A 24,201-nucleotide genomic window follows, 5' to 3' on the forward strand; every position below is an offset into this window, starting at 1 on the left:
CCCGCCGACGATGCGGCGCGTGCGCCAGCACGCTCCATCCGCGCGGGCTCCGGCCTGTTGTAAATTAGTGTGTTCTTGCTTCCATCCATCAACGGATCGGAGCCCGCGCCTCGTGTCCCTTCTATCGGGACGATGACCCATGCCGGACCGGGCCCAAAGCCCGCAACCCGGTCGCACCGTCCCGCATGAGTAAAGCACGATCACCCTCATCCCGGACCCGATCCGGGGCCCTCGCGGGGCGGCCATGACGGCCGAAACGTTCGGGGGATGAGGAACGAAGGAAAACAGATCCGGCGATATGCCGGACCGACAGAAAGCAGAAGGAAACCCATCATGCGAGTCCCCAATGACGACGATAACCGCCCCGTACCCTACAATGCCGCGCGCTGCCGCGAGACGCGGCGGATGCGCAACAAGGTGGACGAGTTGCTGGACCGGATCCGGGCCTTGAAACGGGAGCTGGCGGAGACGCGGGCCGACTTTTCGGACGAACGCGAGGCGATGATCGCGCAGCTGGAAAGCCCTGAGACGACGCGCGACATCATGATCGTGGCGCAGCACCTGCTGCGCGAGGAAGTGATCGCGGCGATCGGCCTGCTGGCGCCGCGCGGGCTGTGTCCGCAATGCGGCGGGCTGGGACGCGGCATGACGAACGGGCTGCTGGTGAAACGGATCAACGACTATTGCGCCGCGCACGGTCTGCCCGAAGACAGCGAACCGGTGGACGACTCGTCCTGGCCGCATGTCGGGGCGGGCTACCCGCGCATCAATGACTGGCTGCGCCAACCGGAGCGGCCGCGGCTGGAATCGTCGGGTCTGATCTGGTGACCGCGCGGTGCGCGTCAGCTCGTCCCGGCAAGCGGCAGGTGTGCGGGTCGCACGGCCGGGGCGGCTTTCGGTCCGGCTAGCTCCGGGACCAGATCGACGACGGTTTTCGCTTCGGCCTCTTCATCCACCGCGTCCAGCCAGAAATGGGCGACGAAGCGGCTGCCCTGTCCGGGTCGGCTTTCCACGGTCAGGTCGCCGCCCATGGCGCGTGTCAGGCCGCGGCTGATGTTCAAGCCCAGACCGATGCCGCCATGTTCGCGCCGGATGCTGCCATCGGCTTGCGTGAACCGTTCGAAGATCAGGGACAGCTGGTCGCGGTCGATGCCGGGGCCGGTATCGGTCACGGACAGGGCGACGACGTGGCGCCCCTCGTCCTGGCTGGCGGCGATGCGGATCTCGACGCGGCCGGTGTCCGTGAACTGCACGGCATTGTCCAGCAACTCGCAGACGAGGCGGACGACGCGTTTGCTGTCGCCGATCGCGCGGCCGGGCAGCTGCGTCGAGAGCCTTTCGTCGAAGACGAGGCCCTTGGCGCGCGCGGCCAGTGCATGCGGGGCGATCGCCTCGCGCAAAGCCTCGATCAGCTCGAACGGGCTGTGATCGAGCTTCAGCCGGCTGGCATCCAGCAAAGCGTAGGTCAGCACGTTGGAAATGGTGCGTTGCAGCATTTCGCCCGAATGGCCGATCGTCTCCACGAAGGACCGCTGTTCGTGGCCCAGCGGCGTGCGCCGCAACGCATCCGACAGGCCGACCACGGCGTTGAGCGGGGTCAGCAATTCATGGCTGATGGTGGAGAGGAATTCGGTCTTGGCCCGGTCGCTGTCGCGCGCGCGCCGCAGCGCGGCTTCGAGCTTGGCGAAGGCGCGGTCCATGTAGCAGGCGAACAGGGCGCTGGCGCCGGTGACGCAGACGATGGCCAGCGTGGTCTGCATGGCGCGTTGGAACAGGCGGATGTCCGCCCGGTCGACGAAGATGGTCGGGGAATGGGCATGGTTGCTGTGCCAGTAGAGCGCCCAGGTCAGGGCCAGGGCGATCGCGCCGAAGCCGAGCGCGGCGCGCCAGCCCGCGACGAAGCCGTTCAGCACGATGGCCAGGATCAGCATGGGCAGCAACGACGTGTTGATGCCCAGCCCGGTCGGCCAGGCCGACGCGATGATCCCGCCGACGACCATGACGGAATAGATGCTGGCGACCAGCCACATGCGCTTGCTCCAGCGCAGCGACACGATGGTCGCGCCGACGACGAGGATGGCCTTGACCGAGATGAGGTGGTCGGCCGTGAGCGTCCGGTAGGCCCAGCTCATGTTCACGAGGTTGATCAGCTGCGTGACGATGAACATCAGCCCGATCAGGTAGCAGGCGCGCGCCCGCATGAGTTCGCTCTGCGTGTGCGGCGCATCGTGCAGGCGCAGGAAGTTCTCGAAACGTCTGAAGGGAGCGGCAAACATGCTGGCAGAAATCTTCCGGTTGCGCACGCCCGGATCCGACATCCCGGCCTGCTCGTTAGAATTTCCCACCTGTCTTCCATGATGACAAAGCGTTTAGATTTCCTGAAAGGGACAGGCCCGGATGGACCGTTGTGCCGCCCCGCATCGATGATAGGGTCCGCGCCATGAGCAGCCTGTTCGAAGCCGCCGGCCTGTCCGACGCCGCGCCGCAACCGCTGGCCGAACGGCTGCGCCCGTCCGATCTGTCCGACGTGATCGGGCAGGATCACCTGCTCGGTGCGGACGGTCCGATCGGGCGGATGCTGGAGCGCGACCGGCTGTCGTCCTGCATCCTGTGGGGGCCGCCGGGCGTGGGCAAGACGACGATCGCGCGCCTTCTGGCCGGCCGGGCCGGGTTGGATTTCGTGGCCCTGTCGGCGGTGTTCTCCGGCGTGGCGGACCTGCGCAAGGTGTTCGACGCGGCCGAGGCGCGGCGGCAGGCGGGGCAGGGGACGCTGCTCTTCGTCGACGAGATCCACCGTTTCAACAAGGCGCAGCAGGACGGCTTCCTGCCTTACGTCGAGGCCGGGACGGTCACGCTAGTCGGAGCGACGACGGAAAATCCGTCCTTCGAGCTGAACGCCGCCTTGCTGTCGCGCTGCCAGGTCTTCGTGCTCGATCGGCTGGATTCGGACGCGCTGGGCGGACTGTTGGCGCGGGCGGAGCGCTTGCTGGACCGCAAGCTGCCGGTCACGGGTGCGGCGCGGGCGCAGCTGATCGATTTCGCCGACGGTGACGGGCGCTATCTGTTAACGCTGGCCGACGAGGTGTTCGCGCAAGACGCCGAGCTGGACGAGACGGCTCTGTCGAAACTGTTGCAGAAGCGCGCGCCGGTCTACGACAAGTCGGGCGAGGCGCATTACAACCTGATCTCGGCGCTGCACAAATCGATGCGCGGATCGGACGTGGACGCCGCGCTCTATTGGCTGGCGCGCATGATCGCGGGCGGCGAGGATCCGCGCTACATCGTGCGCCGCGTGATACGCTTCGCGAGCGAGGACATCGGCGCCGCCGATCCGGTCGCGCTGATGATCAGCATGGAAGCCGCGCGCAGCTATGAGCGGCTCGGCTCGCCGGAAGGGGAACTGGCGATCGCGCAAGCCGTGGCGCATTGCGCGACCGCGCCCAAGAGCAATGCGGTCTATATGGCATGGAAGGCGGCGCTTGCGCTGGCGAAGACGACGGGTTCGGTCGCGCCGCCCAAGACCATTCTCAACGCGCCGACCCAGATGATGAAGTCGCTCGGCTACGGCGCCGGCTATGAATATGACCACGACAGTGCGGACGGCTTCTCCGGCGCGGATTACTGGCCGGACGAGATGGACCGCGTCGCGCTGTACGCACCGAAGGGGGCGGGCCGGGAAAAAGCGATCGCGGAACGCCTGGAACGCTGGACGGAATTGCGGGCCGCCAAGCGTGGGGGTGCGGGATCGTGACGCTCCTGTATCGCGCATCTCTGGAATCGATGCCGATCAAGCCGGCGACAGCGGACAGGGTGTTGGACTGGGAAAAAGCCCTCAGCGCAGATTGGATGACGTTGCGGCCTTCGTGGACGCCGTAGAGCAGGACGGCTAGGCGGTCATGCAACCGAAGAAGGAAACATGATGAGCGAAACTGACGACATCGTCCTGTCCGGACGCGACGCCGACGTCGGCTCCGTCGCCATCGTCACGCTGAATCGGCCGGGCGCGCTGAACAGTTTCAACGCCGCTGTCTTCGAGCGCATGCTGGCGATCTTCGACGACTTGGAGCGCGACGATAGCGTACGCGTCATCGTGTTGACAGGGGCGGGGCGGGCTTTCTGCGCGGGGGCGGACATTTCGGACGGGTTCGGGTCGGCTGGCCTGGATGTCGACGCGGAACGGGTGGACGGTGTGCCGCGTGACACGGGCGGCGTGCTGAACCTCGCAATCTCAAAGCTGGACACGCCGGTGATCGCGGCGATCAACGGGGCCGCCGTCGGGGTCGGCCTGACGATGACCCTGCCGTGCGACATCCGCATCGCGGCGCGCGGGGCCAAATATGCATTCCCCTTCGTGCGGCGCGGCATCGTCTTCGACGGAGTGGCGTCGTTCTTCCTGCCGAAACTGGTGGGCTTTTCGAAAGCCGCGCAATGGTCGCTGACGGGACGCTATATCGATCCGGAAGACGCCTTGCGGTCCGGTCTGTTTGCGGAACTGCACGACGCGGCCGACATTCTGCCGCGCGCGCTGGAGCTGGCGCGCGACATCGCGGTCAATTGCTCGCCTGAAGCCGTGGCGCAGAACAAGCGCCTTCTGCGGCGCACGATGCTGGGACACGGCGCGCTGGACGGTGAACCCTTCGCCGCGCATATGGAAGAGAGTGCGTTGTTGGAGACCGCCTTCGCCGCGCCGGATTGCGAAGAAGGGGTGCGGGCCTTCCTGGAAAAACGCGAGCCGCGCTTTGCGGACCGAAGGACCCAAAAGCCGTGACCGATAGGAAACCGACCCTGATGACATCGACCCGCCGCACCGTTCTGCTGTCCCTGTCCGCCCTGCCGCTCGCCGCCTGCGAGACGCTGGATCCGGCGCTGATCGAAGGCGTTCTCGGCGCGGGCACATTGAGCGAAGGCGATGCGGCGCTGGGCATCCGGGCCGCGCTGGACAACGGGGTCGGCAACGCCCTGTCCAAGCTGGGGCGGCGCGACGGTTTCTTCGGCAATCCGGTCGTGCGCATTCCGCTGCCGGCCGTGCTGCAGGATCTGCAAAGCTATCTGGCGCCCGTCGGGGCGGACGGGTTGCTGGTGGAATTGCAGCAGCAGCTCAACCGCGGTGCGGAAAAGGCGGCGCCGGTCGCGCGCGACATCTTCATCGGCGCGGTGCGCGACCTGACCATCCGGGACGCGATCGGGATCGTGCGCGGATCGGACACGGCCGCCACGGACTATCTGCGGACCCGCACGTCCGCCGACCTCACGACATTGTTCGCGCCGATCCTGCAGGACGCCCTGGCCGATACGGGCGCTCTGCGCCTGATCGACGAGGTGGAAAGCCAGATCCCCGTCGCGCTTGTCACGGGCGCCGATGTCGATCTGAAACGCGACCTCGTCCGACACGGCGTGGACCATGCCCTGCGCGGCGTGTTCCATTACATCGCCGAAGAGGAAGTGGCGATCCGGCGCGACCCGGCCGCCCGGACTTCAGCGATTCTTAAGCGTGTTTTCGGATAGGTTTTCCGCGATTTACATTTTTTCATGAATTTCATGAAAGTTTCGCTTTGCCCGCGTTGGTATTTGTGCTGACGAGATAACCGGGATTGCGAGGTCGGGCTTGGGCCGGTTTCGAAATTCCGATTGTGGGGGCGGACTGTCAGGGGGAGTCCGATGGTGTTTCGAGGCTTTTTCAGAAGAGTGCATCCGGTCGCCGCCGTGGCGACATTGGATCATGTCGTGGAAGATGCGGATCGATGTCCGCAATCCATTTCCGGTCAGTTCGTGACCAGCGGCCTGCGCGCCGCGCGCGGGGCGCAGGCCTCGCACCGCCGCTCGATCCTGAAGGACCTGGCCGACGTGCTGGGCTGCAGCGCCGACGAACTCGGCTTCCTGTTCCTCGATCCCGTGATTGCCGCCAATGACAGCCGGCCCGTCGAGATGCCGGATTACAGGACGCGCCTGCACGAAGACATGCGCGCCGTCGCGCTCTAATCCGCCTTAATTGGCCGACCGGCCTCATTCCGACCGGAACATGGCCTCGCCGTCGCTGGACTTGCGGCATCGTCCGGCCACAAGCTCCGGTCATGGCGTCTTTGATGATCACTGATAGAGACGCCTCATGACCGACCCCACCCCATCGACCCGACTGCTGCCCGGACCGCGCGGCGGCCTGCCCCGCTCGCTCGGCCTCAAGCTGATCGCCATCCTCGTGCTGACCGTGTTGATGGCGGTGCCGGTGATGTTCATCTCCGTCGTCAGCTTCGAACGCTCCTCGCGCGCCGACGAGGTCACGCGCGAGGTCAGCCAAATCTATGGCGGTCAACAGCGCCTGCTCGGCCCCGTGCTCGTCGTGCCCTACCGGGAAACGCTCGCCAACGGCCGCATCCGGGAAGGCGATTATGTCGTTTCGGCTCTGAGCGGCACGGCCGTATTCGACGATGTCCGCGTGGAGGAAAAGAGCCGCTCGCTCTACAAGGTGCCGATCTACACGGCGTCGGGCGAACTCTCCGCGACCCTGCCGTCGCTCCGCGATCTGCCGCGCGAAGGGGGCCTGTCTTTCGATGTGGACCGCGCACGGATCATCGTCGGCTTGGGCGACGTGACCGGCTTGCAATCGGACGTCACGCTCGACACGCCAAGCGGGACGCTGACATTCGAGCCCTATGCGGCGTCGTCGCGTTTCGCCGGGGCCGCGGTCGACCGCGATATCGATATCGAAGTGGCTTCCGAGCCGACGCGTCGCGTCAGGTCCGGTCCCGATATCGTCTATGACCGGCTCGACCGCGGCGCGCTGACGCTCCTGTCCGTTCCGGCCGGCGAGTTGATCGAAGCGGGCGAACAGGCGGTCACGGCGCGGCTGTCCTTCACGGGCGCAAGCGCTCTATCCGTCATTCCGTTTGCCAAGAGCACGGAGGTGCGGATCGCATCCGACTGGCCGCATCCGGGTTTCGCGGGCCGTTTCCCGCCATCGTCGCGCGATATCGGCGATGCGGGTTTTTCCGCCGACTGGTCCGTGCCCTATCTGCGGCGCGGCATTCCGGACAAAGGCCGGGCCATGCAGATGGGGGAACTGGTGCATGGGGGACCGGGGGCGATGACGGTCAATTTCGTCAGCCCGCTCAATCCGTACCAGACCGTCAACCGGGCGCTGAAATATGCGGTCCTCTTCATCGGCCTCGTCTTCCTCGCCTATTTCCTGATGGAAACCCTGCTCGGCGTCCGCGTGCATCCCGCGCAGTATCTGCTGATCGGCATCGCGCAGGCCGTGTTCTACCTGTTGCTGCTGGCTTTTGCCGAACATGTCGGTTTCACGCCCGCCTTCGTCTTGAGCGCGGTCGCGACCGTTGCCTTGACGGCCGGTTACGCCGGGGCCGTGTTCGGGCGCGGGCTGATCCTGAAATCCGCGCTTGTCTTCGGCGCCGTCTATGCGCTGCTCTTCGTGCTGATGCGGATCCAGGACTTCGCCCTGATGGTCGGCGCGCTGATCAGCTTCGTCGCCATCGCCGCCACGCTCTACCTGACGCGGAACATGGACTGGTACGGCGACAAAATGCCTGACTCGCAATAGCGCAACCGGCTGACTAAGTCCTTCGTTTCTGAAACGAACCCCGCTATAGGGCGGGGTTCGTAAGGAAAAGAGGACGTCCAGATGGTTCAGCTGACGCTGCCCAAGAATTCGAAAATCGGCAAGGGCAAGGTCTACAAGGCCGCCCGGTCCGGTGCGAACCTCCGCACCTTCAAGATCTATCGCTACGATCCCAGCGACGGCGGCCTGCCGCGTTGGGACAGCTATCAGGTCGATCTGGACGATTGCGGGCCGATGGTTCTGGACGCGCTGTTCAAGATCAAGAACGAGATCGACCCGACGCTGGCCTTCCGCCGGTCCTGCCGCGAAGGCGTCTGCGGCTCCTGCGCCATGAATATTGGCGGCCGCAACACGCTGGCCTGCACCCGCGCCATCGAGGACGTGCCGGGCAGCGGGGACGTGACGATCAGCCCGCTGCCGCACATGCCGGTCGTGCGAGACCTCGTCCCCGACCTGTCGCAATTCTACCAGCAATACGCTTCCATCGAGCCCTGGCTGCACACGACCGAAGCCGAACCCAAGGAAGAGTTCCGCCAGAGCCCGGACGACCGCGAGAAGCTGGACGGTTATTACGAGTGCATCCTGTGTGCCTCCTGCTCGACCTCGTGCCCGTCCTATTGGTGGAACGGCGACCGCTATCTCGGGCCGGCGGCCCTGCTGCAGGCCTATCGCTGGTTGGTGGACAGCCGCGACGACGCGACCCATGCGCGCCTCGACGAGCTCGAAGACCCGTTCAAGCTCTATCGCTGCCACACGATCATGAACTGCGCCAATGTCTGCCCCAAAGGCCTGAACCCGGCCAAGGCCATCGCCGAAATCAAGAAGATGATGGTGGAGCGGGCCTAGATCTTTTCGCCAGAGAAGTGCCTGTTCATTGGACAGATGCAAAAGGCGTCGACGTTCTTTTTTTCGCGTCTCGGACGGCCCTAGAGACTGAAAGCCTTCTTTCGCAATAGCGCCGTTGCCGCGTCGGCATTGTCGGGCAGGGTCTCGGGCGCGACGGCCTCGCCGAATGTCAGCCTGAAGAGGCGGTGTTTCTTGTTCAGCATTTCCCGGAACAGGGTGATGTCGCGCAGCTCGGGACTGATCCGGTGGAAAGTGTAGTAGAGCGGGGAGTTCCTCGCCTCTATCCGCAAGGGAATGACCGGTACGCCGTATTTCTTCGCGACCATGGCGGCGGAGCTTTCCCACGGCTGTTCGCGTAGACCGCGCCAGCTTATCCGGGCCAGCCGTCCAGACGGAAATATGACGATGCATTGTCCGGCCTCGATGGCCTTGCGCATGGCCAGCAAGGTTTCGCGCGTCTTGGCGAGGCTGCGTTTCTCCGGCACCCATTCGACCGGAATGATGATGTCGTCACCCTTTGGAACGACGCGCAACGCGTCGGCATTGGCGAGGAAGACGTGATCGCGGCGGCGGTCGCGGATGGCCTGGAAGACAGCCAGCCCGTCGGCCAGTCCCGTCGGATGGTTCGCGACCACGATGCAGGCCCCCTTGCGCGGGATATGGTGCAGCCCTTCGACGGCAGTGCGCGGCGAGATGTGGTTGGCGACCATCCGGAACGCCGCGTGCCCGCTCATGGGCCGGACGGCGTCGGCCAGGAAAACGGCGGCATCGTAGGCAAGCAAACGGTAGAGGAGGGGGCGCACCGTGCGCCAGAGGCGGGGACGGCCGATGAGCTTGGGCGCTCGCTCTTGGATCAGCTGTTCGACGATATGCACGGCGGATCTCTTGTCTGTCCGCCCGGGCGTTGGCAAGCGCCGCGCCGTGTCCGGTCCGATTGGAGGCCTGTTCCTCCACACAGGCAATTCCGCCCGCAGCGCTCTTAAGGCGGACACGAAAAAAAGCCGCCTCCGGAGAGGCGGCTTTCATAATCCGATACGGGTCGGCCTAGACCTTTGGCGGGGTCTTGCGGCGGACCGGCACCTTGCGCGCCGCCGGTTTTGCAGGCGTCTTTTCGACCGGCTTGCTCATGTCCTTGGGTGGGAAAAGCTTCTGCAGAACCTGTCCGGCCCAATCGCGGCCGCCAAGGCCGAAGGCGAGCGAACCTGCCACGGCCGTGCCGATGACGAGCGCACCGAAAGCGGTCGGGATGATGTCTCCGGCCGGGTCGAGCGAAGACAGACCCAGGAAGACGAAGATCAGGATCGCGACATAGCGGAACAGTTCCGCGATGCGCGGGCTGATCATACCGGCCATGATGCGGCTGATGAAGTTCGCCAGGAACACGCCGATCATGATGAGCACGGCGGCACGCAGCAACTGTCCGCCGAAGGCGACGATGTCGTCGAAGGTGGCCGACAGGAACTCGATGCCCAGAATGTCGAGCGCCGCCGTCAGGCCGAGCACCGCGATGATCAGGAAGGCCAGATTGCCGGCGACGACGGACGGGGCGAAACGCAGGCCCTTGCCGTCATCGATCGACATCAGCGTGTTGATCGAATTGTCGAAACCGAGCGTCGGCAGCAACCCCTTGAGGAAGTTCGACACGAACCGTCCGATGAAGATCGCCAAAGCCAGCACCACGGCGGCGCTGATCAGTTCGGGGATGAAGTCCAGGAAGTCCTGCAGCAGGTTGCTGAGCGGTATGGAAATCTCGTCGATGTCCAGCACGCCGAGCGCCCCGATCAGGACCGGCACGATAACGAGAATGAAGATGAGCGTGCCGGCGGCCGATGCAAGCGAACCCTGCGATCCCGTCGCATCTGTAACGCCGAAGCGCGTCATCAGATTGTCGATCTGCATGGCTCTGAGCGTCGTCGTCGTGGCGTTCTGCGCGATCTTGGCGATGACGTAGCCGATGCCGAGGATCAGGGCCGCACCGATCAGGTTCGGCAGGAAGCCCCAGATGTTGCGGAACATGTCGTCGATCGGTCGTCCGTATTCACCGAGTTCGAGGAAGCCGAGGAACGGTGGGACGAAGAACAAGAGCGTCAGCCAGAAACCGGCCCGTCCCAAGGCGCTGCCCAGATTGCCGCCAGTCGTTCTGGCTTTCGCGCCGAGACGCGTCTTGTTGACGATCGTGGTGATGACGATCTTGACGATGAAGGCGATGACGATCGCCACGACGGCAGTGATGACGGCGGCAAGCCAGCCCGGCATCTCCGCCATGAATTGGTTGATCTGGTCCATCTTGTGGAGTCCCCTTTCAAAAGCCTGGTGGTATCAGCCCGTTGCATAAGACGCCGAGATGCGCCCCTTCCACCTTACCAGAAATTTAACGTCGGCCGACCGATGTAGTTCCCGGCAAAAGACGACCGCCGGCGCTTGACGGTCCGCACCTTTATGAGGGATGGCGCGCGCGTGACGCGACTTCCCGATCCGAAGCCAGATGACGGCCCCGCCGTGCCGCCGATCCGGCGACCTGTCCTGTTCTACGCGACTGTTGCCGTGGCTTACGGCCTGCTGGCGGCCGCCATCCTCGTCCTGGCCTTATGAGCGCGTCGCCCCGCACGATGCGTGGCTGGCTGCGCGACAAGGTCGAAGCCGGGGCCCTGACGGCCGATCCGGTCCAGGAGAGAGCGGCTGCGGCGCTCGATGACACGCTCGACCGGTTGTCGGGCTACGACGCCGATCCGGGTTTTCTCGGCCTGTTCGGCCGTGACGAGACTCCCAAGGGATTATATCTGTGGGGCGGGGTGGGTCGCGGCAAGTCGATGCTGATGGATGTCTTCTTCCGCTTCGCGCCGCTGCAACGCAAACGCCGCGTCCATTTCCACGCCTTCATGATCGACGTGCATGCCCGCATCCGCGATTGGCGGCGGCTAGACCGGGCGGGCCGCCGGGCCAGCCCGCACCACAAGCGTGGCGACGGCGACGATCCGATCCCACCCGTCGCCCGTTCCATCGCGGCAGAGGCGGTACTGCTCTGCTTCGACGAGTTCCAAGTCAACGACATCACCAACGCCAGCATTCTGGCGCGACTGTTCGAAGCATTGTGGGAGGAGGGAGTCGTGGTCGTGGCGACGTCGAATCGCGCGCCGCGCGATCTCTACAAGAACGGCCTAAACCGGTCGCTTTTCGAACCTTTCATCGCGATGATGCCGAACCATCTGGTGATTTTCGATTTCGACGGAGAGACCGACCATCGCTTGCGCCAGCTGACGGCCGCGCCGGTCTATCACTGTCCGTTGGGTCCTGGAACCGACACGGCAATGGACGAAATCTGGACGCGCATCACTGGCGACGCCAAGATGAGGCCGACGACACTGAGCGTCCAAGGCCGGGAAATCGATCTGGACCGGACAGGCAGCGGCGCCGCCCGGGCCGGCTTTGCGGAACTCTGCGACCGCGCTTTGGGAGCTGCAGACTATCTCGGAATCGCTGAGACGTTTCACACGCTTATGCTGGAAAACGTTCCCATCATGGGGCCGGACATGCGCAACCAGGCCAAGCGTTTCGTGGCGTTGATCGATGCGCTCTACGAGACGAAAACGAAATTGATCGTCAGCGCGGCGGCTGAGCCTGCGGACCTCTACGCCTCCGGAGACGGATCGTTCGAGTTCGAACGCACGGCGTCGCGCCTGATCGAAATGCGCTCGCAAACCTATCTGGCCGAAGCCCGGCGGGTCGCGCCCGAAGAGGGCTAATCCCAGTAGGCGGATTTCTGATTGGACCGACGGGCCTTGCCCCAATCCTTGCCCTTGGGGCGCTTGCTCTTGGGTGCTTCATAGCCTTCGAAGCCTGTCTCGATGACAGGATCGTCGAACATCCGGGTTTTCCGGCGGCGCTTTGACATACGGGTCTCCATCAAAGCCGTTGGACCTGAGACACCCATTATCGCGGAAACCGGCCCGTCCCTAGACAAAATTTCGTGACGAGCTCCACGCCAGGTTTCATGCCAGGTTCAAGCCCGGAGTTTCAGGGCGCGAAGGCGTCTCGGAACGCGCTCACGAAGCGCGGCAGGTCGTTTTCCGCCAAAGCGTCGATGCCCGCCGCGGCCGTGCGGCCGCCGCCGCCAAAGGCCGCCGCCAGATCGGCGGCCGAGCGCGTGGTACGACCTTTCGGCGCCCGAATGGAGACGCGGTATTGCACGCCGTCGGATAGTTCCGTCAGTACGGCGAAGGCATGCTGCGGATCCTCGTCCACCAGCGCGTTTCCGAACAGTCCGGCGATGCGGTTGGACGGCGCACCCGTCGGCAGTGACAGGATTTGTCCCGCCTCGCTCACATCGACCTCGCGCGCACTCTGCGCCACGTCCCAATCCTGCTTGTGACCTGTCTGCAACGTTTCGAAGATCGGATGTCCGTCATCCAGGAACGCGACGGGATCGGGATAGTCGAGCAGGACGGCGTATAGCGCGGCAGGATCGATATGCAGGTCCTCCACGGTCGTTCCGTAGGCATTGTAGTTGACCAATTCGCCCAACTCGCGCAGCCGTCCGAGCGGCAGGGTCAACCCGCGGCTTTCGGCGATGCGGGCGGCCAGCGCCTGGAAATTGTCGCCATAGGCGCCGCACACGGCCCAGGCGGCCTTGGCCCCGTCCAGATGGCGGTCGATCAAATAGGCGGTGCAGGTTTCCTTGGCGTCGTCAGTGATGACGCTCAGGCGGTCATGATCGAGAATGTCCCCGGTCTGGTGGTGATCGACATAGAAAACGTCCGCTCCGTCCGAGATGACACGCTTCAGCGCATTCGCGTTCTTGGCCATGCTGATGTCCAGTGCTGTTACGCGGTCGCCATGACCGGCGCGCCCTTCGATCCGTTGGAACAGCTTGATATCGCGTTTGACGCCCGTCACGCGCTCCGCATCCGGACGCGGGTCGACCTGCCGCAGCTGCAGCAGGGAGAAGATGCCGTCCGCGTCGCCGTTGAACAGGTCGAAGTCTGCCATCAGATACCACCCCCGTCGCCAACGACATTGGCAGGGTCGTCCAGACGGTAGCGGCTGCGCAGCAGTTCCAGCACCCGGTCGGCGGCGTCTTCGGGCGACAGTTCGGTCGTATCGATTCGCAGGTCTGGGTCGTCCGGCGGCTGATATTCGGAGTCGATGCCGGTGAAGTTCTTGATCTCCCCGGCGCGTGCCCGCTTGTAGAGACCCTTTACGTCCCGTTCCTCGGCGACGTCGAGCGGCGTGTCGATGAAGATCTCGAAGAATTCGTTTTCGCCCAGCATGTCGCGTACCATACGCCGCTCGGCGCGGTAGGGGCTGATGAAGGAGCACATGACGATCAGCCCGGCATTGCTCATCAGCTTGGCGACTTCGCCGATGCGGCGTATGTTCTCGATCCGGTCTTCTTTTGTGAAGCCAAGATCGCGGTTCAGCCCGTGGCGGACATTGTCGCCGTCCAACGTGTAGGTATGGTGTCCGCGCTCGAACAGCGCCTCGTCGACCAGATTGGCGATGGTCGATTTGCCGGATCCCGACAGGCCCGTGAACCATAGCACGGTCGGTTGCTGGCCTTTCTGGGACGCGCGCGCAATCCGGTCCACGATCAGGTCCTGCCGCACGATATTATGCGCGCGGCGTAGCGCGAAATCGATCATGCCCGCGCCGACCGTGCGGTTCGTCGTTCGGTCCACGACGATGAAGGCGCCGGTTTTGCGGTTTTCCGTATAGGGATCGAACGGGATCGGTTTGGATAGGGACAGGGTGACGACGCCGATTTCGTTGAGGTTTAGCGTCTTGGCTGCCGCTTCGGACAGGTCTTCGATGTCGGTCCGGTGCTTCAACGACGTAACGGATCCGGACGCCGAACTATTCGCCGTGCGGATGATATATTGCCGTCCGGGGAACAGACGCTTGTCGTCCATCCAGATGAGATGCGCTTGGAACTGATCGGCGACTTCGGGCGGGCGGTCCGTCCCGCACAGCATGTCGCCGCGCGATACGTCGATCTCGTCCTCCAATGTCAGCGTGACGGACTGCCCTTGGCGGGCGTGGTCGAGACTGTCCGTATGCAGGAGGATGTCCTTGATGGCGGACCGCTTGCCCGAGGGCAGGGTGATGACCTCTTGGCCTTTGGACACCGTGCCGGACGCGATGGTTCCCGCAAATCCGCGGAAGTCGAGGTTGGGACGGTTGACCCACTGCACCGGCAGGCGGAATGGCGCCTCCAGGCTTTCGCGGTCCACTCGGACGTCTTCCAGAAAGCCGAGCAGACTCGGGCCCTTGTACCAAGCCGTCTTGTCGGACGACGTCGTGACATTGTCGCCGTCCAGCGCGCTGACCGGGATGGTCATGATGTCCGCAAAGCGGAGCTCGGACGCAAAAGCACGAAACGATACATCGATGTCGTTGAAGACGCTCTGGTCGAAACCGACCAGATCCATCTTGTTCACTGCGACCACGACCTGCGGAATGCCCAGCAAGCTCGCGATGAAGGCATGGCGGCGGGTCTGTTCGACCACGCCGTAACGCGCGTCGATCAGCAGGACGGCCACATCGGCCGTGGAAGCCCCGGTCGCCATGTTGCGCGTATATTGCACATGGCCGGGCGTGTCGGCGATGATGAATTTGCGCTTGTCGGTCGAAAAGAAACGGTAGGCGACATCGATGGTGATGCCTTGTTCGCGCTCTGCCGCCAAACCATCGACGAGCAGCGCTAGATCCGGTTTTTCGCCTGTCGTGCCGGAAGTCTTCGAATCCTTCTCGATCGCCGCCATCTGATCTTCGTAGATCAGCTTGGAATCGTAGAGCAGCCGCCCGATCAAGGTGGACTTGCCGTCATCGACGGAACCGCAGGTAAACACGCGCAGGAACGACTTGCGCTCTTGCGCGGACAGGTAGGCCGCGATGTCTTGGGCAATGAGGGGGTCGTGATGAGCCATCAGAAATACCCTTCCTCTTTCTTTTGTTCCATCGACGCGCCCGAATCCGAGTCGATGACCCGGCCTTGGCGTTCGGACGTCGTGGCAAGCAGCGTTTCCTGAATGACCTCTTCCAGCGTATCGGCTTCGGACTCCACCGCGCCGGTCAACGGATAACAGCCCAGCGTGCGGAAACGCACGGAACGCATTTCCGGCTCCTCGCCCGGCTTCAGTGGCATGCGGTCGTCGTCGCGCATGAACCAGATTCCGTCGCGTTTCACGACGGGACGTTTCGCCGCCAGATAGAGATCGGGGATCTGGATCCGTTCGCGATGGATGTATTGCCAAATATCGAGCTCGGTCCAGTTCGATAGCGGGAAGACCCGCATGCTCTCGCCCGGCTTCACGCGCGCATTATAGATGTCCCAGAGTTCCGGGCGCTGGTTTTTGGCGTCCCAGCGATGGGCATCGTTGCGGAAGGAAAAGATACGCTCCTTGGCACGGGATTTCTCCTCGTCGCGGCGGGCCCCGCCGAAGGCCGCGTCGAACTTCCCGGCGTCCAGCGCCTGTTTCAACCCCACCGTCTTGGTGATGTGTGTGTGCTCGGCGGAGCCATGTGTGAACGGGCCGACATCGTCGGCGATCGCATTCGGATTGACATGGACGATCAGTTCCATGCCGACCTCCTTGGCGCGTCGGTCGCGGAAGGCGTACATTTCCTTGAACTTCCAGCGCGTATCGACATGCAGCAATGGGAAAGGCGGCGGCGCCGGATAGAAGGCCTTCACCGCCAGTTCCAGCATGACGGAACTGTCTTTGCCGACGCTGTACAGCATGACCGGGTTGTCGCACTGAGCGACGACTTCGCGCATGATATGGATGCTTTCGGCTTCCAGCCGGTCGAGATGGGTCAGGTCGAGCCCGAGCGGTCCAGCCGCCTCGCATTTGAGCCGATCTAATGCGTCGCGGGCTTTCTCCAGCGTACGAGGGGTCAATTGCCCGCCCTTCTTCAGACGCGACAGTGTCTTGCCGTCGTTGAAGACCTTGCGCGACAAGGTCGACGCCGATTGGCCGGTCCTGTCGGCGAACTGTTCGATGTCCGAAATGAGCGTTTTCATATCCATGTGGGATAATTCCCACGAATGATCCGGGGGGTCAATCGATATGTGGGGTTGACCTGGCGAGATTGCGCGACGCGCCCGCTATACAGGCGCGGAACCTTCGGACATGATGCTGCCATGACGGACACCACACCGCGTGAGCTTCCTTTGATGGATATGGACGATCTGGTCGGTCGCATCACGACTTTCGTGAAGCGCAGTGGGCCGATCCAGGGCAATCGACTATCCGAAAAATTCTCAGACGTGGCGCCGATCCAACTTTGGCGGGCCTGTTACGTCTCGCGGCAAATCCGGATCCGCAACTGCGCACGCTATTATCTCCGCTATGACGTGACGCGTGACAACGTCTTGCGTCTGTCCCCTTCGATCCTCCGAGACTTCCTGACGTTCAGCCTGATCTATCTGCCCGATCAATCCGTGATGGCTGTGGAAGACGGGACGATCATGGCCAATAAATTTCGAAACATCTCGTTGCGCAAGCTCAGCCGCGCCCGACAAGCCCTGCTCGCACTCCAACCCGAACTCAGAGCCGAGATCAATGCGCATTGCGTCGTATTCCTGTCCGGCGACATCGCCTATTTCCTCGCTCACGACACGCCGCGCCAGCACAAGACGCTGGACGTTCCGATCCTGGGGTCGGACATCGATCTCGTCATCGTCACCAACAACGAGGCCGATCCCGAAATCATCGCCGCAGCGGAGAACGAGTTGTTGAAAATCAAACGGCAATTCCTCCTATCGCCGTCCATCCGGGAAGAGCTCGACTTCATCGTCAAGCCGGTGGACCGGATGATCGAACAGCTCGCCTATGGCGATATTCACGAGAAGATCGCTTCCAAGATTCTGTATGAAAGCTACTTCTTGATGGGACGCGTCGACGTGTACGAGTCGCTGATGAAGAACCTCGAAATGCGGGGCACGCGGGCGCTGATCGAACAGGATTTCGAAATCGCCTTGTCGGAACGCAAGAACACGATCCGCAAGATCCTGTCCCTGTCGGCCGATGAAAGCGTCAAGGATCCCGAAGTGGCTTCGCTTTTCTTCGCGTCGCAGGAACGTCTTGAGTTCCAGTAGTCCCTAGGCGGCACCTTGGCTGAGTCGCATATTGACCACGTCAAGCACTTCCAGAGCGGCTTCGGGGATGTTCGTGCCGGGCGGAAAGACCGCCTTGGCGCCCATCGACTTCAACGTCTCGATATCTTCGGGCGGGATCACGCCGCCGACGATGATCATGATGTCGCTGCGTCCATGCGCGGCGAGAGCGTCGCGCAGTTCCGGAACGAGCGTCAGGTGCCCGGCCGCCAATGACGATGCGGCGATGACGTCGACATCGTTGGCTATGCCCAACTGCGCGGCTTCGTCCGGTGTCTGGAAAAGCGGGCCGATCGTCACGTCGAAGCCCAGATCGGTGAAAGCTGTGGCGACGACCTTCTGACCCCGGTCATGGCCGTCCTGACCCATCTTGGCGATCAGGATGCGTGGCTTGCGCCCTTCCAATTCGGCGAATGCTTCGACCCGTGACAGCGCATCTTGGTAGGCCGGATTGCGCGGATCGAAAGCCGACGAATAGACGCCGGTCACGCCGGCGGGTTCGGCTTCGAACCGGCCATAGACCTTCTCCAGCGCGTCGCTGATCTCGCCGACGGTCGCCTTCTTGCGCGCTGCGTCGATGGCAAGGTCCAGCAGATTGCGCCCCTGTCCAGAGCCCGTACCGGCTGCGTGCGTCAGCGCATCCAGTGCATCGGCGACGGCGTCCGGGTCGCGGTCGGCGCGCAGCTGCCGCAGGCGCGCGATCTGACCGTCCCGCACGGCGGCATTGTCCACCTTCAATATCGGAATGTCGTCCGCATCGTCCGCCACGTATCTGTTGACCCCCACGACCGTCTGCGCACCACTGTCGATGCGCGCTTGCGTCCGGGCAGCGGACTCCTCGATGCGCAGTTTGGGAATTCCGGCCTCGATGGCCTTGGCCATGCCACCATAGGCTTCGACCTCGCGGATATGGGCGAGTGCCTTGTCGGCGAGCTGATGGGTCAGCGCCTCGACGTAATAGCTGCCGCCCCATGGATCGATGGTCTGGGTGTGGCCGCCCTCGGTCTGCAGGAAGATCTGCGTGTTCCGCGCGATCCGCGCAGAGAAATCGGTCGGTAGGGCCAGCGCTTCGTCGAGCGAGTTGGTGTGCAGGCTTTGCGTGTGACCGTCCACGGCCGCCATGGCCTCGATATGGGTGCGGCCGACATTGTTGAAGACGTCCTGGGCGGTCAGCGACCAGCCGGACGTCTGGCAATGGGTGCGCAACATGGTCGATTTCGGATTTTCAGGACCAAATGGCGAAATCAGTTTGGCCCAGAGCAGGCGCGCGGCGCGCATCTTCGCCACTTCCATGAAATAGTTCATGCCGATGGCCCAAAAGAAGGAGAGCCGCGGGGCGAAGCGGTCAATGTCCATTCCGGCGGCCAAGCCGGTACGGACATATTCCAGCCCGTCGGCGAGCGTGTAGCCCAGCTCGATATCCGCCGATGCGCCCGCCTCCTGCATGTGATAGCCGGAGATGGAAATGCTGTTGAACTTCGGCATGTGCTCGGACGTGTAGGCGAAGATGTCGCCGATGATCCGCATGGAAGGCCCGGGCGGGTAGATGTAGGTGTTGCGGACCATGAACTCCTTCAGGATGTCGTTCTGGATCGTCCCGGCGAGCTGTTCGGGCTTTACGCCCTGTTCCTCTGCCGCCGCCACGTAGAGCGCGAGGATCGGCAGCACTGCGCCGTTCATGGTCATGGACACGCTCATCTTGTCCAGCGGGATTTGGTCGAACAGCACGCGCATGTCGTAGATCGAATCGATCGCGACGCCTGCCATGCCGACATCCCCGGCCACGCGCGGGTGGTTCGAATCATAGCCCCGGTGCGTCGCCAGATCGAAGGCGACCGAAAGGCCTTTCTGCCCACCCGCCAGATTGCGACGATAGAAGGCGTTGGAATCTTCCGCTGTCGAGAAGCCCGCATATTGCCGGATGGTCCAAGGGCGCTGGACGTACATGGTTGGATAGGGTCCACGGACGAACGGGGCGAGGCCGGGATAGGTGTTCAGATTATCAAGATCCGCCACATCGCCGGGGTCGTATGCAGGCTTGATCTCGATGCCTTCGGGCGACGTCCAGGCCTGTCCCGTCCGAGGCCGGTCTGGCGCGGGGCCGAGAGGCAACGCGGTAAAGTTGGGGAATGTCATCTAGCGGACCTCCGGCACGGGCGCATTGTCGCTGGCATGCAGCGTCACGCCGAGAACCGGTTCCGCCCTATCCGCACGGGCTTGTCGGTCGGCGGCTACCGCGCTCTCCAGGTCACCCCTCTGCCGGTAGGGTTCGATCCCGCCTGCAGCTTCGATGATCTGGAACGTCGACCAGGCAGACTGTGCCAGGTCTTCCGTCATACGCTCATGGAAATAGCTGCCATAGGCCGCATCGCGGACTTGTCCCAGATGGCTTTCCTCCATCATCAGCAGCTGCTGATTGCGCGCGATTCGGTAGCCGAACGGTGTGGCGTTGCCGAGGCGGCGGTGGTCGGGCGTGTCGGTGAAAGGGCGGATTGTCACATAGTCCGCGCCACCGATCACGGCACCGAATCCCGCGCTGGTCGTGCGCAGCATGTTGGTCCAGCCATCCTCGCTCTGCATCATGCGCTGGCTTGTAACGGCATGGATCGGCAGGGCCGGATCATCGATGCCGAAAGCTCCGGCGACCGCGGCATGCAGCCGTCTTGCGGCTCGGATCTTGACGATGCCCATATGCGCATCCGTTCCCAGTGCGAAGAGGGCGCTCATATGCGGCTGGGCACCGGACCCGTGCCGCCTGAACGTTTCGGCCAGGGTTGCCGCGAAAACCGCCAGTTCGGTCCCGTCGCTTCCGCCCGCTTCAAAAGTGGCCGCCGCATCGATCGTGAAAGCGCGCCATCCTGCCGGGATATCGGGCTTGTCGCCGAGCGGGTCCAGGCCGAGCGTGACCGCCGTGCCATAAAGCTCATCCAGACCCGCAGCATGGATTGCCGCGCTGCTGCCCGGCGCGAAAACGATCGGAACGAGATCCAGCAAAACGCCTTCGAGCAAGCGCCGCAGGTCGGCGCGTCTGGTGATCGGGAGACTGCCGATGCGAATGGCGCTAGCGCCGCCCTTCAAGTCATCGAGCAATTGCATGTTAGCGAAATGAAGGTCGGGATCCGTGACGGGCGCGCAGACATGCCACGGCCTTCCGGCCAGAAGCGGCGAGTCGGGACCAGTCAGTGCGGCATGTGTCTGCGGTCGTTGCGCAGCGTCGAATAACGGCCCGCGTTGCAAGCCGTTCTCGGTCCGACTGATGAGTGTTTCGAAATCGGCGCCGCGCAAGCCCTTGTCGGCGAGTGCGCGCCAATCACGACGGTCGTGGTCCGGAAAGTCGTCCTGCAGCTTCATCTCACTCATCCGGCTTGCATAGAAGATGTCGGCGCATGCGTCTTGAGGCATATCACCGAAATTGCGGGACGAACCTATCGAAAAACATGGTTGCCAGAGATCGACGCCGTTCTATATAAAGAACACTCGTTCTGTATGTCGGTAGTTGAAAGCCAAGCCGGGGCCCGTTAGAGGCCCGGCGCCGCGATAGGGCGGCCAAAGAGGAAGTCCCTTCGAATGTCCAATGCGCCCACCGAAGAAACGGTGCTCGAAGTCGAGCATTTCACCGACCGCCTCTTCGCCTTCTCGATCACGCGTCCGTCGTCCTTCCGTTTCCGCACCGGCGAATTCATCATGATCGGTTTGCCCAAGACCGAGGAACAGAAGCGTCCTGTCATGCGGGCCTACTCGGTCGCCAGCCCGGCCTGGGACGACAAGCTGGAATTCTACTCCATTAAAGTGCCGGACGGCCCGCTGACCTCGCGGTTGCAGGCAATCAAAACGGGCGACACGGTTCTACTGGGGCGAAAGCCTGTCGGCACGCTGGTGCTCGATGCCCTGTTGCCGGGCAAGCGTCTGTGGATGTTCAGCACGGGCACCGGCTTCGCGCCGTTCGCCTCGCTGATCCGCGATCCGGAAACCTATGAGCGGTTCGACGAGGTCATCGTGACGCATACCTGCCGCGAAGGGGGCGAGTTGCAATATTCGCAGCGTCTCGTGGCCGATTTGGTCAACGATCCGCTGGTCGGCGAAATGGTCGTCGGCGAGGACGGCTCGCCCAAGCTGAAGCTGATCACGTCCCTGACGCGCGAGGATCATGCGCTGAAAGGACGGATCACGACGCTGATCGAAACCGGCAAACTGTCCGAGATCGCCGGCACACCGCCGCTCGACCCTGCCCATGACCGCGTCATGATCTGCGGCTCCAAGGACATGATCGACGATACAGCCGCCCTCGTCGAAGGCTTCGGACTGCGCGAGGGCTCGAACTCCGAGCCACGCGAATTCGTTATCGAAAAGGCGTTCGTCGGTTAGCCTTCCGCACGGGCCTCGGCGAGGTCCAGCACTTCCGTCGCGCTCATTCCGCTGTCGCGCAAGGACCGGATCGTTTGCGATCCCGTTCGCTTGCTCATCTTGCGTTCCGCCGTTTCCATCACCAACGGGTGGTGATGATAGCGCGGTTCCGGCCAGCCCATCAGTGCCTGGATCAACCGGTGCACGCCAGTCTCGGAAAACAGGTCCGTTCCGCGTACAATATCCGTGATGCCCTGCAGAGCGTCGTCATGAGTGACGGCCACATGATAGCTGGTCCCGATGTCGCGGCGCTCCAGCGTGGGGTCGGGCAGGGCTCGAAGATCGACCGGAATGTCGCGTCCGCGATCCGAAAAGGACAGGCTCGCCGCGCCGAGCACGTCGATGCAGCGATCGACCGATAGTTTGATGGCGGGCGGGCGGCTCATGTCGGCTTCGCCTCTCCGGGTCGTGTAGTCGTCATAGGTCAAGTCCCGCGCCCCAAGTGCCGCGACGACGCCAGCATAATCCGCAAGATGGCCACTCTGGACACGGACCGGCTCGGGCCAGTCGAAACCCAGCCATCTCAGATCCCGAAAGATAGCGTCGCGGAAGCGCGGGCGACTGCGCGTGTGATCGATGTCCTCGATCCGCAACAAGCAGTGCCCGAACTCGAAGGCGCGCGCCGCGGCATAGGCGTGGCCAAGATGCAGATAGCCCGTTGGCGACGGGGCGAAACGGGTCAGCATCGAGCCGACCTAGCGCCGCATCATTCCGCCCAGAACGCCGCGCACGGCGTTGCGCATGGCACGCCGCATGATCAGTCGGCCTTCGCGTTTCAGTTCGCGGGTGACTTCGCGCATGATGACGTTGTCGGACGATTTGGTCGTGCGGGTTCGGCTCGACGCTTTGGGTTTCGCCTTTTCCCTTTCGGTCCGTTTGGCTTCGGCGGCATCGCCTTTGTCGCGGGCCTGGGCGCGGCGTTCCAGTTCTTCATAGGCGCTGTCGCGGTCCACGGCCGTGTCGTATTTCGCCCCCACCGGACTATCGTCCTGGACAGCGCGGCGTTCGGATGGCTTGGCCGGGCCGAGGCGCGATGCGGGTGGGCGGATCAGGGTGCGCCCGACGATGGCCGGTGCGCCGCGTTCGTCCAGCAAGCTGACCAGGGCTTCGCCAACACCCAGATCCGTGATGACGTCTTCCGTGTCGAAGGCGGGGTTTTCACGAAAACTCGTGGCGGCGGCGCGCACGGCGCGTTGTTCGCGCGGCGTATAGGCGCGGAGCGCGTGCTGGATGCGGTTGCCGAGCTGTCCCAGCACGCTGTCCGGGATGTCCATCGGAGTCTGGGTCACGAAAAACACGCCCACGCCCTTGGACCGGATCAGGCGGGCGACCTGTTCGATTTTCTGGATCAACGGCTTGGACGCGTCGTCGAACAACAGGTGCGCCTCGTCGAAGAAGAAGATCATCCTCGGTTTGTCGGGATTGCCGACCTCGGGAAACTCCTCGAACAATTCGGACAGCAGCCACAGCAGGAAGGTGGCATAGAGCGCCGGGCTGTTGATCAGCGTGTCCGCCGCCAGGATGTTGATCATTCCCATGCCGCCTTCATCGACGTGCATGAAATCTTCGAGCTCCAACGCGGGTTCTCCGAAGAATGCTTCCGCGCCCGCGCGCTCCAGCGTCAGCAGATTGCGCCGGATCGCGGCCACGCTCTGGCTCGTGACATTGCCATAGTCGCGGCTGACCGCTTCGCGGTTCTCGACCAAGTGGTTCAGAAGGCCGTTCAGATCCTTCAGGTCCAGCAGCAGCATGCCGTTGTCGTCGGCATATTCGAACGCGATCGTCATGATGCCTTCCTGCGTCTCCGTGAGACCCATCAAACGCGACAACAGGACGGGACCCATTTCGGAAATCGTCGTGCGGACCGGATGTCCCTTTTCGCCGTAGAGATCCCAGAAGATAGTCGGGAAGGCGCGGTAGGCGTAATCGTCCAGCCCGATCTTTGCGGCCCTGCTCGACAGTTTCTCGTGCAGTTTGTGGTCCGCCGAGCCGGACTGGGAAATGCCGGACAGGTCGCCCTTGACGTCTGCGGCGAAGACAGGAACGCCGTTGGCTGAAAATCCTTCGGCCAGGATTTGCAACGTGACTGTCTTGCCCGTTCCGGTCGCTCCGGCGATCAGACCGTGACGGTTGGCCTTGTCGAGCCGGAGGTTTTGACGTCCGCCATCCGTGTCCGTGCCGATGAAGATCGTTCCACTCATATCCATCCTCGCTCGCATGCCGGAAAATGCGTATGGGTCTCGGATATACAATGCAATAAGGG

Annotated in this window: 22 protein-coding genes; 11 read left to right on the top strand and 11 right to left on the bottom strand. The window is 63.3% G+C overall.

All coding sequences use genetic code 11. The features are described from left to right. The first annotated feature begins 333 nt into the window (after positions 1–333). A complete protein-coding gene (locus Q0718_RS03015) occupies positions 334–828 on the top strand; it encodes a hypothetical protein (RefSeq protein ID WP_298913255.1) in 495 nt (164 codons plus the stop codon). 14 nt (positions 829–842) lie between these two features. Here Q0718_RS03015 and Q0718_RS03020 read toward each other — a convergent pair whose 3' ends face one another. Continuing rightward, a complete protein-coding gene (locus Q0718_RS03020; protein WP_298913258.1) occupies positions 843–2,345 on the bottom strand; it encodes an ATP-binding protein in 1,503 nt (500 codons plus the stop codon). A gap of 95 nt (positions 2,346–2,440) precedes the next feature. Here Q0718_RS03020 and Q0718_RS03025 point away from each other — a divergent pair, with 95 nt between their 5' ends. From Q0718_RS03025 to Q0718_RS03050, 6 genes are all read left to right on the top strand, one after another. After that, complete coding sequence (locus Q0718_RS03025; RefSeq protein WP_298913261.1) at positions 2,441–3,751, top strand: replication-associated recombination protein A; 1,311 nt, start codon at positions 2,441–2,443, stop codon at positions 3,749–3,751. 168 nt (positions 3,752–3,919) lie between these two features. Then, a complete protein-coding gene (locus Q0718_RS03030; RefSeq protein WP_298913263.1) occupies positions 3,920–4,768 on the top strand; it encodes an enoyl-CoA hydratase-related protein in 849 nt (282 codons plus the stop codon). Next, on the top strand, positions 4,765–5,505 hold the full coding sequence (locus Q0718_RS03035; protein WP_298913265.1) for a DUF4197 domain-containing protein: 741 nt from the start codon (positions 4,765–4,767) through the stop codon (positions 5,503–5,505). Before Q0718_RS03030 ends, Q0718_RS03035 begins: the two co-directional genes overlap by 4 nt. A 198-nt stretch (positions 5,506–5,703) precedes the next feature. Next, positions 5,704–5,979, top strand: coding sequence for a hypothetical protein (locus Q0718_RS03040; RefSeq protein WP_298913268.1), 276 nt, complete (start codon positions 5,704–5,706; stop codon positions 5,977–5,979). A gap of 127 nt (positions 5,980–6,106) precedes the next feature. Continuing rightward, the gene (gene creD / locus Q0718_RS03045; RefSeq protein ID WP_298913270.1) at positions 6,107–7,555 is read left to right on the top strand and encodes a cell envelope integrity protein CreD; all 1,449 of its coding nucleotides are present in this window, start codon (positions 6,107–6,109) and stop codon (positions 7,553–7,555) included. Between the two features lie 81 nt (positions 7,556–7,636). After that, positions 7,637–8,419 (top strand): succinate dehydrogenase iron-sulfur subunit, encoded by a 783-nt coding sequence (locus tag Q0718_RS03050; protein ID WP_298913272.1) that lies wholly within the window; start codon positions 7,637–7,639, stop codon positions 8,417–8,419. 80 nt (positions 8,420–8,499) lie between these two features. On the opposite strand, the gene Q0718_RS03055 is transcribed toward Q0718_RS03050, so the two are convergent. Together Q0718_RS03055 and Q0718_RS03060 are read right to left on the bottom strand one after the other, a co-directional pair. Beyond that, entirely contained in the window at positions 8,500–9,294 is a 795-nt protein-coding gene (locus Q0718_RS03055) for a 1-acyl-sn-glycerol-3-phosphate acyltransferase (protein WP_298913274.1), read from the bottom strand. Positions 9,295–9,463: 169 nt separating this feature from the next. Further along, positions 9,464–10,705 carry a mechanosensitive ion channel gene (locus Q0718_RS03060; RefSeq protein ID WP_298913276.1) on the bottom strand — a complete coding sequence of 414 codons (1,242 nt, stop codon included), beginning with the start codon at positions 10,703–10,705 and terminating at the stop codon, positions 9,464–9,466. A gap of 171 nt (positions 10,706–10,876) precedes the next feature. On the opposite strand from Q0718_RS03060, the gene Q0718_RS03065 reads away from it, so the two are divergent. Next, complete coding sequence (locus Q0718_RS03065; RefSeq protein WP_298913278.1) at positions 10,877–11,011, top strand: hypothetical protein; 135 nt, start codon at positions 10,877–10,879, stop codon at positions 11,009–11,011. Further along, on the top strand, positions 11,008–12,162 hold the full coding sequence (gene zapE / locus Q0718_RS03070) for a cell division protein ZapE (RefSeq protein ID WP_298913280.1): 1,155 nt from the start codon (positions 11,008–11,010) through the stop codon (positions 12,160–12,162). The genes Q0718_RS03065 and zapE overlap by 4 nt, the downstream gene beginning before the upstream one ends. Here zapE and Q0718_RS03075 read toward each other — a convergent pair. The 4 genes from Q0718_RS03075 to cysD form a co-directional block, all read right to left on the bottom strand. Next, complete coding sequence (locus Q0718_RS03075) at positions 12,159–12,311, bottom strand: hypothetical protein (protein ID WP_298913282.1); 153 nt, start codon at positions 12,309–12,311, stop codon at positions 12,159–12,161. The genes zapE and Q0718_RS03075 overlap by 4 nt on opposite strands. A 122-nt stretch (positions 12,312–12,433) precedes the next feature. Continuing rightward, positions 12,434–13,405 carry a hypothetical protein gene (locus tag Q0718_RS03080; protein ID WP_298913284.1) on the bottom strand — a complete coding sequence of 324 codons (972 nt, stop codon included), beginning with the start codon at positions 13,403–13,405 and terminating at the stop codon, positions 12,434–12,436. Beyond that, a complete protein-coding gene (cysN, locus tag Q0718_RS03085; RefSeq protein ID WP_298913286.1) occupies positions 13,405–15,342 on the bottom strand; it encodes a sulfate adenylyltransferase subunit CysN in 1,938 nt (645 codons plus the stop codon). Before cysN ends, Q0718_RS03080 begins: the two co-directional genes overlap by 1 nt. Continuing rightward, on the bottom strand, positions 15,342–16,439 hold the full coding sequence (gene cysD, locus Q0718_RS03090) for a sulfate adenylyltransferase subunit CysD (protein WP_298913288.1): 1,098 nt from the start codon (positions 16,437–16,439) through the stop codon (positions 15,342–15,344). Before cysD ends, cysN begins: the two co-directional genes overlap by 1 nt. 120 nt (positions 16,440–16,559) lie before the next feature. Between cysD and Q0718_RS03095 the strand changes: the two genes are divergently transcribed. Beyond that, on the top strand, positions 16,560–17,516 hold the full coding sequence (locus Q0718_RS03095; protein ID WP_298913290.1) for a hypothetical protein: 957 nt from the start codon (positions 16,560–16,562) through the stop codon (positions 17,514–17,516). A 3-nt stretch (positions 17,517–17,519) separates the two neighbouring features. Here the strand turns inward: Q0718_RS03095 and scpA are convergent, their stop codons facing one another. Together scpA and Q0718_RS03105 are read right to left on the bottom strand one after the other, a co-directional pair. Beyond that, a complete protein-coding gene (gene scpA, locus Q0718_RS03100; protein ID WP_298913292.1) occupies positions 17,520–19,670 on the bottom strand; it encodes a methylmalonyl-CoA mutase in 2,151 nt (716 codons plus the stop codon). Next, positions 19,671–20,894 (bottom strand): methylmalonyl-CoA mutase family protein, encoded by a 1,224-nt coding sequence (locus Q0718_RS03105; RefSeq protein WP_298913295.1) that lies wholly within the window; start codon positions 20,892–20,894, stop codon positions 19,671–19,673. 207 nt (positions 20,895–21,101) lie between these two features. Here Q0718_RS03105 and Q0718_RS03110 point away from each other — a divergent pair, with 207 nt between their 5' ends. Beyond that, positions 21,102–21,899 carry a ferredoxin--NADP reductase gene (locus tag Q0718_RS03110; protein WP_298913297.1) on the top strand — a complete coding sequence of 266 codons (798 nt, stop codon included), beginning with the start codon at positions 21,102–21,104 and terminating at the stop codon, positions 21,897–21,899. Here the strand turns inward: Q0718_RS03110 and Q0718_RS03115 are convergent. Next, positions 21,896–22,624, bottom strand: a complete 729-nt coding sequence (locus tag Q0718_RS03115; RefSeq protein WP_298913299.1) for a glutamate--tRNA ligase family protein — start codon at positions 22,622–22,624, stop codon at positions 21,896–21,898. The two genes, Q0718_RS03110 and Q0718_RS03115, sit on opposite strands and share 4 nt — an antisense overlap. A 9-nt stretch (positions 22,625–22,633) precedes the next feature. Beyond that, positions 22,634–24,139 (bottom strand): helicase HerA-like domain-containing protein, encoded by a 1,506-nt coding sequence (locus tag Q0718_RS03120; protein WP_298913301.1) that lies wholly within the window; start codon positions 24,137–24,139, stop codon positions 22,634–22,636. Positions 24,140–24,201: the final 62 nt, after the last annotated feature.

Source organism: uncultured Algimonas sp., from assembly GCF_947498175.1.
Classification (GTDB): domain Bacteria; phylum Pseudomonadota; class Alphaproteobacteria; order Caulobacterales; family Maricaulaceae; genus Litorimonas.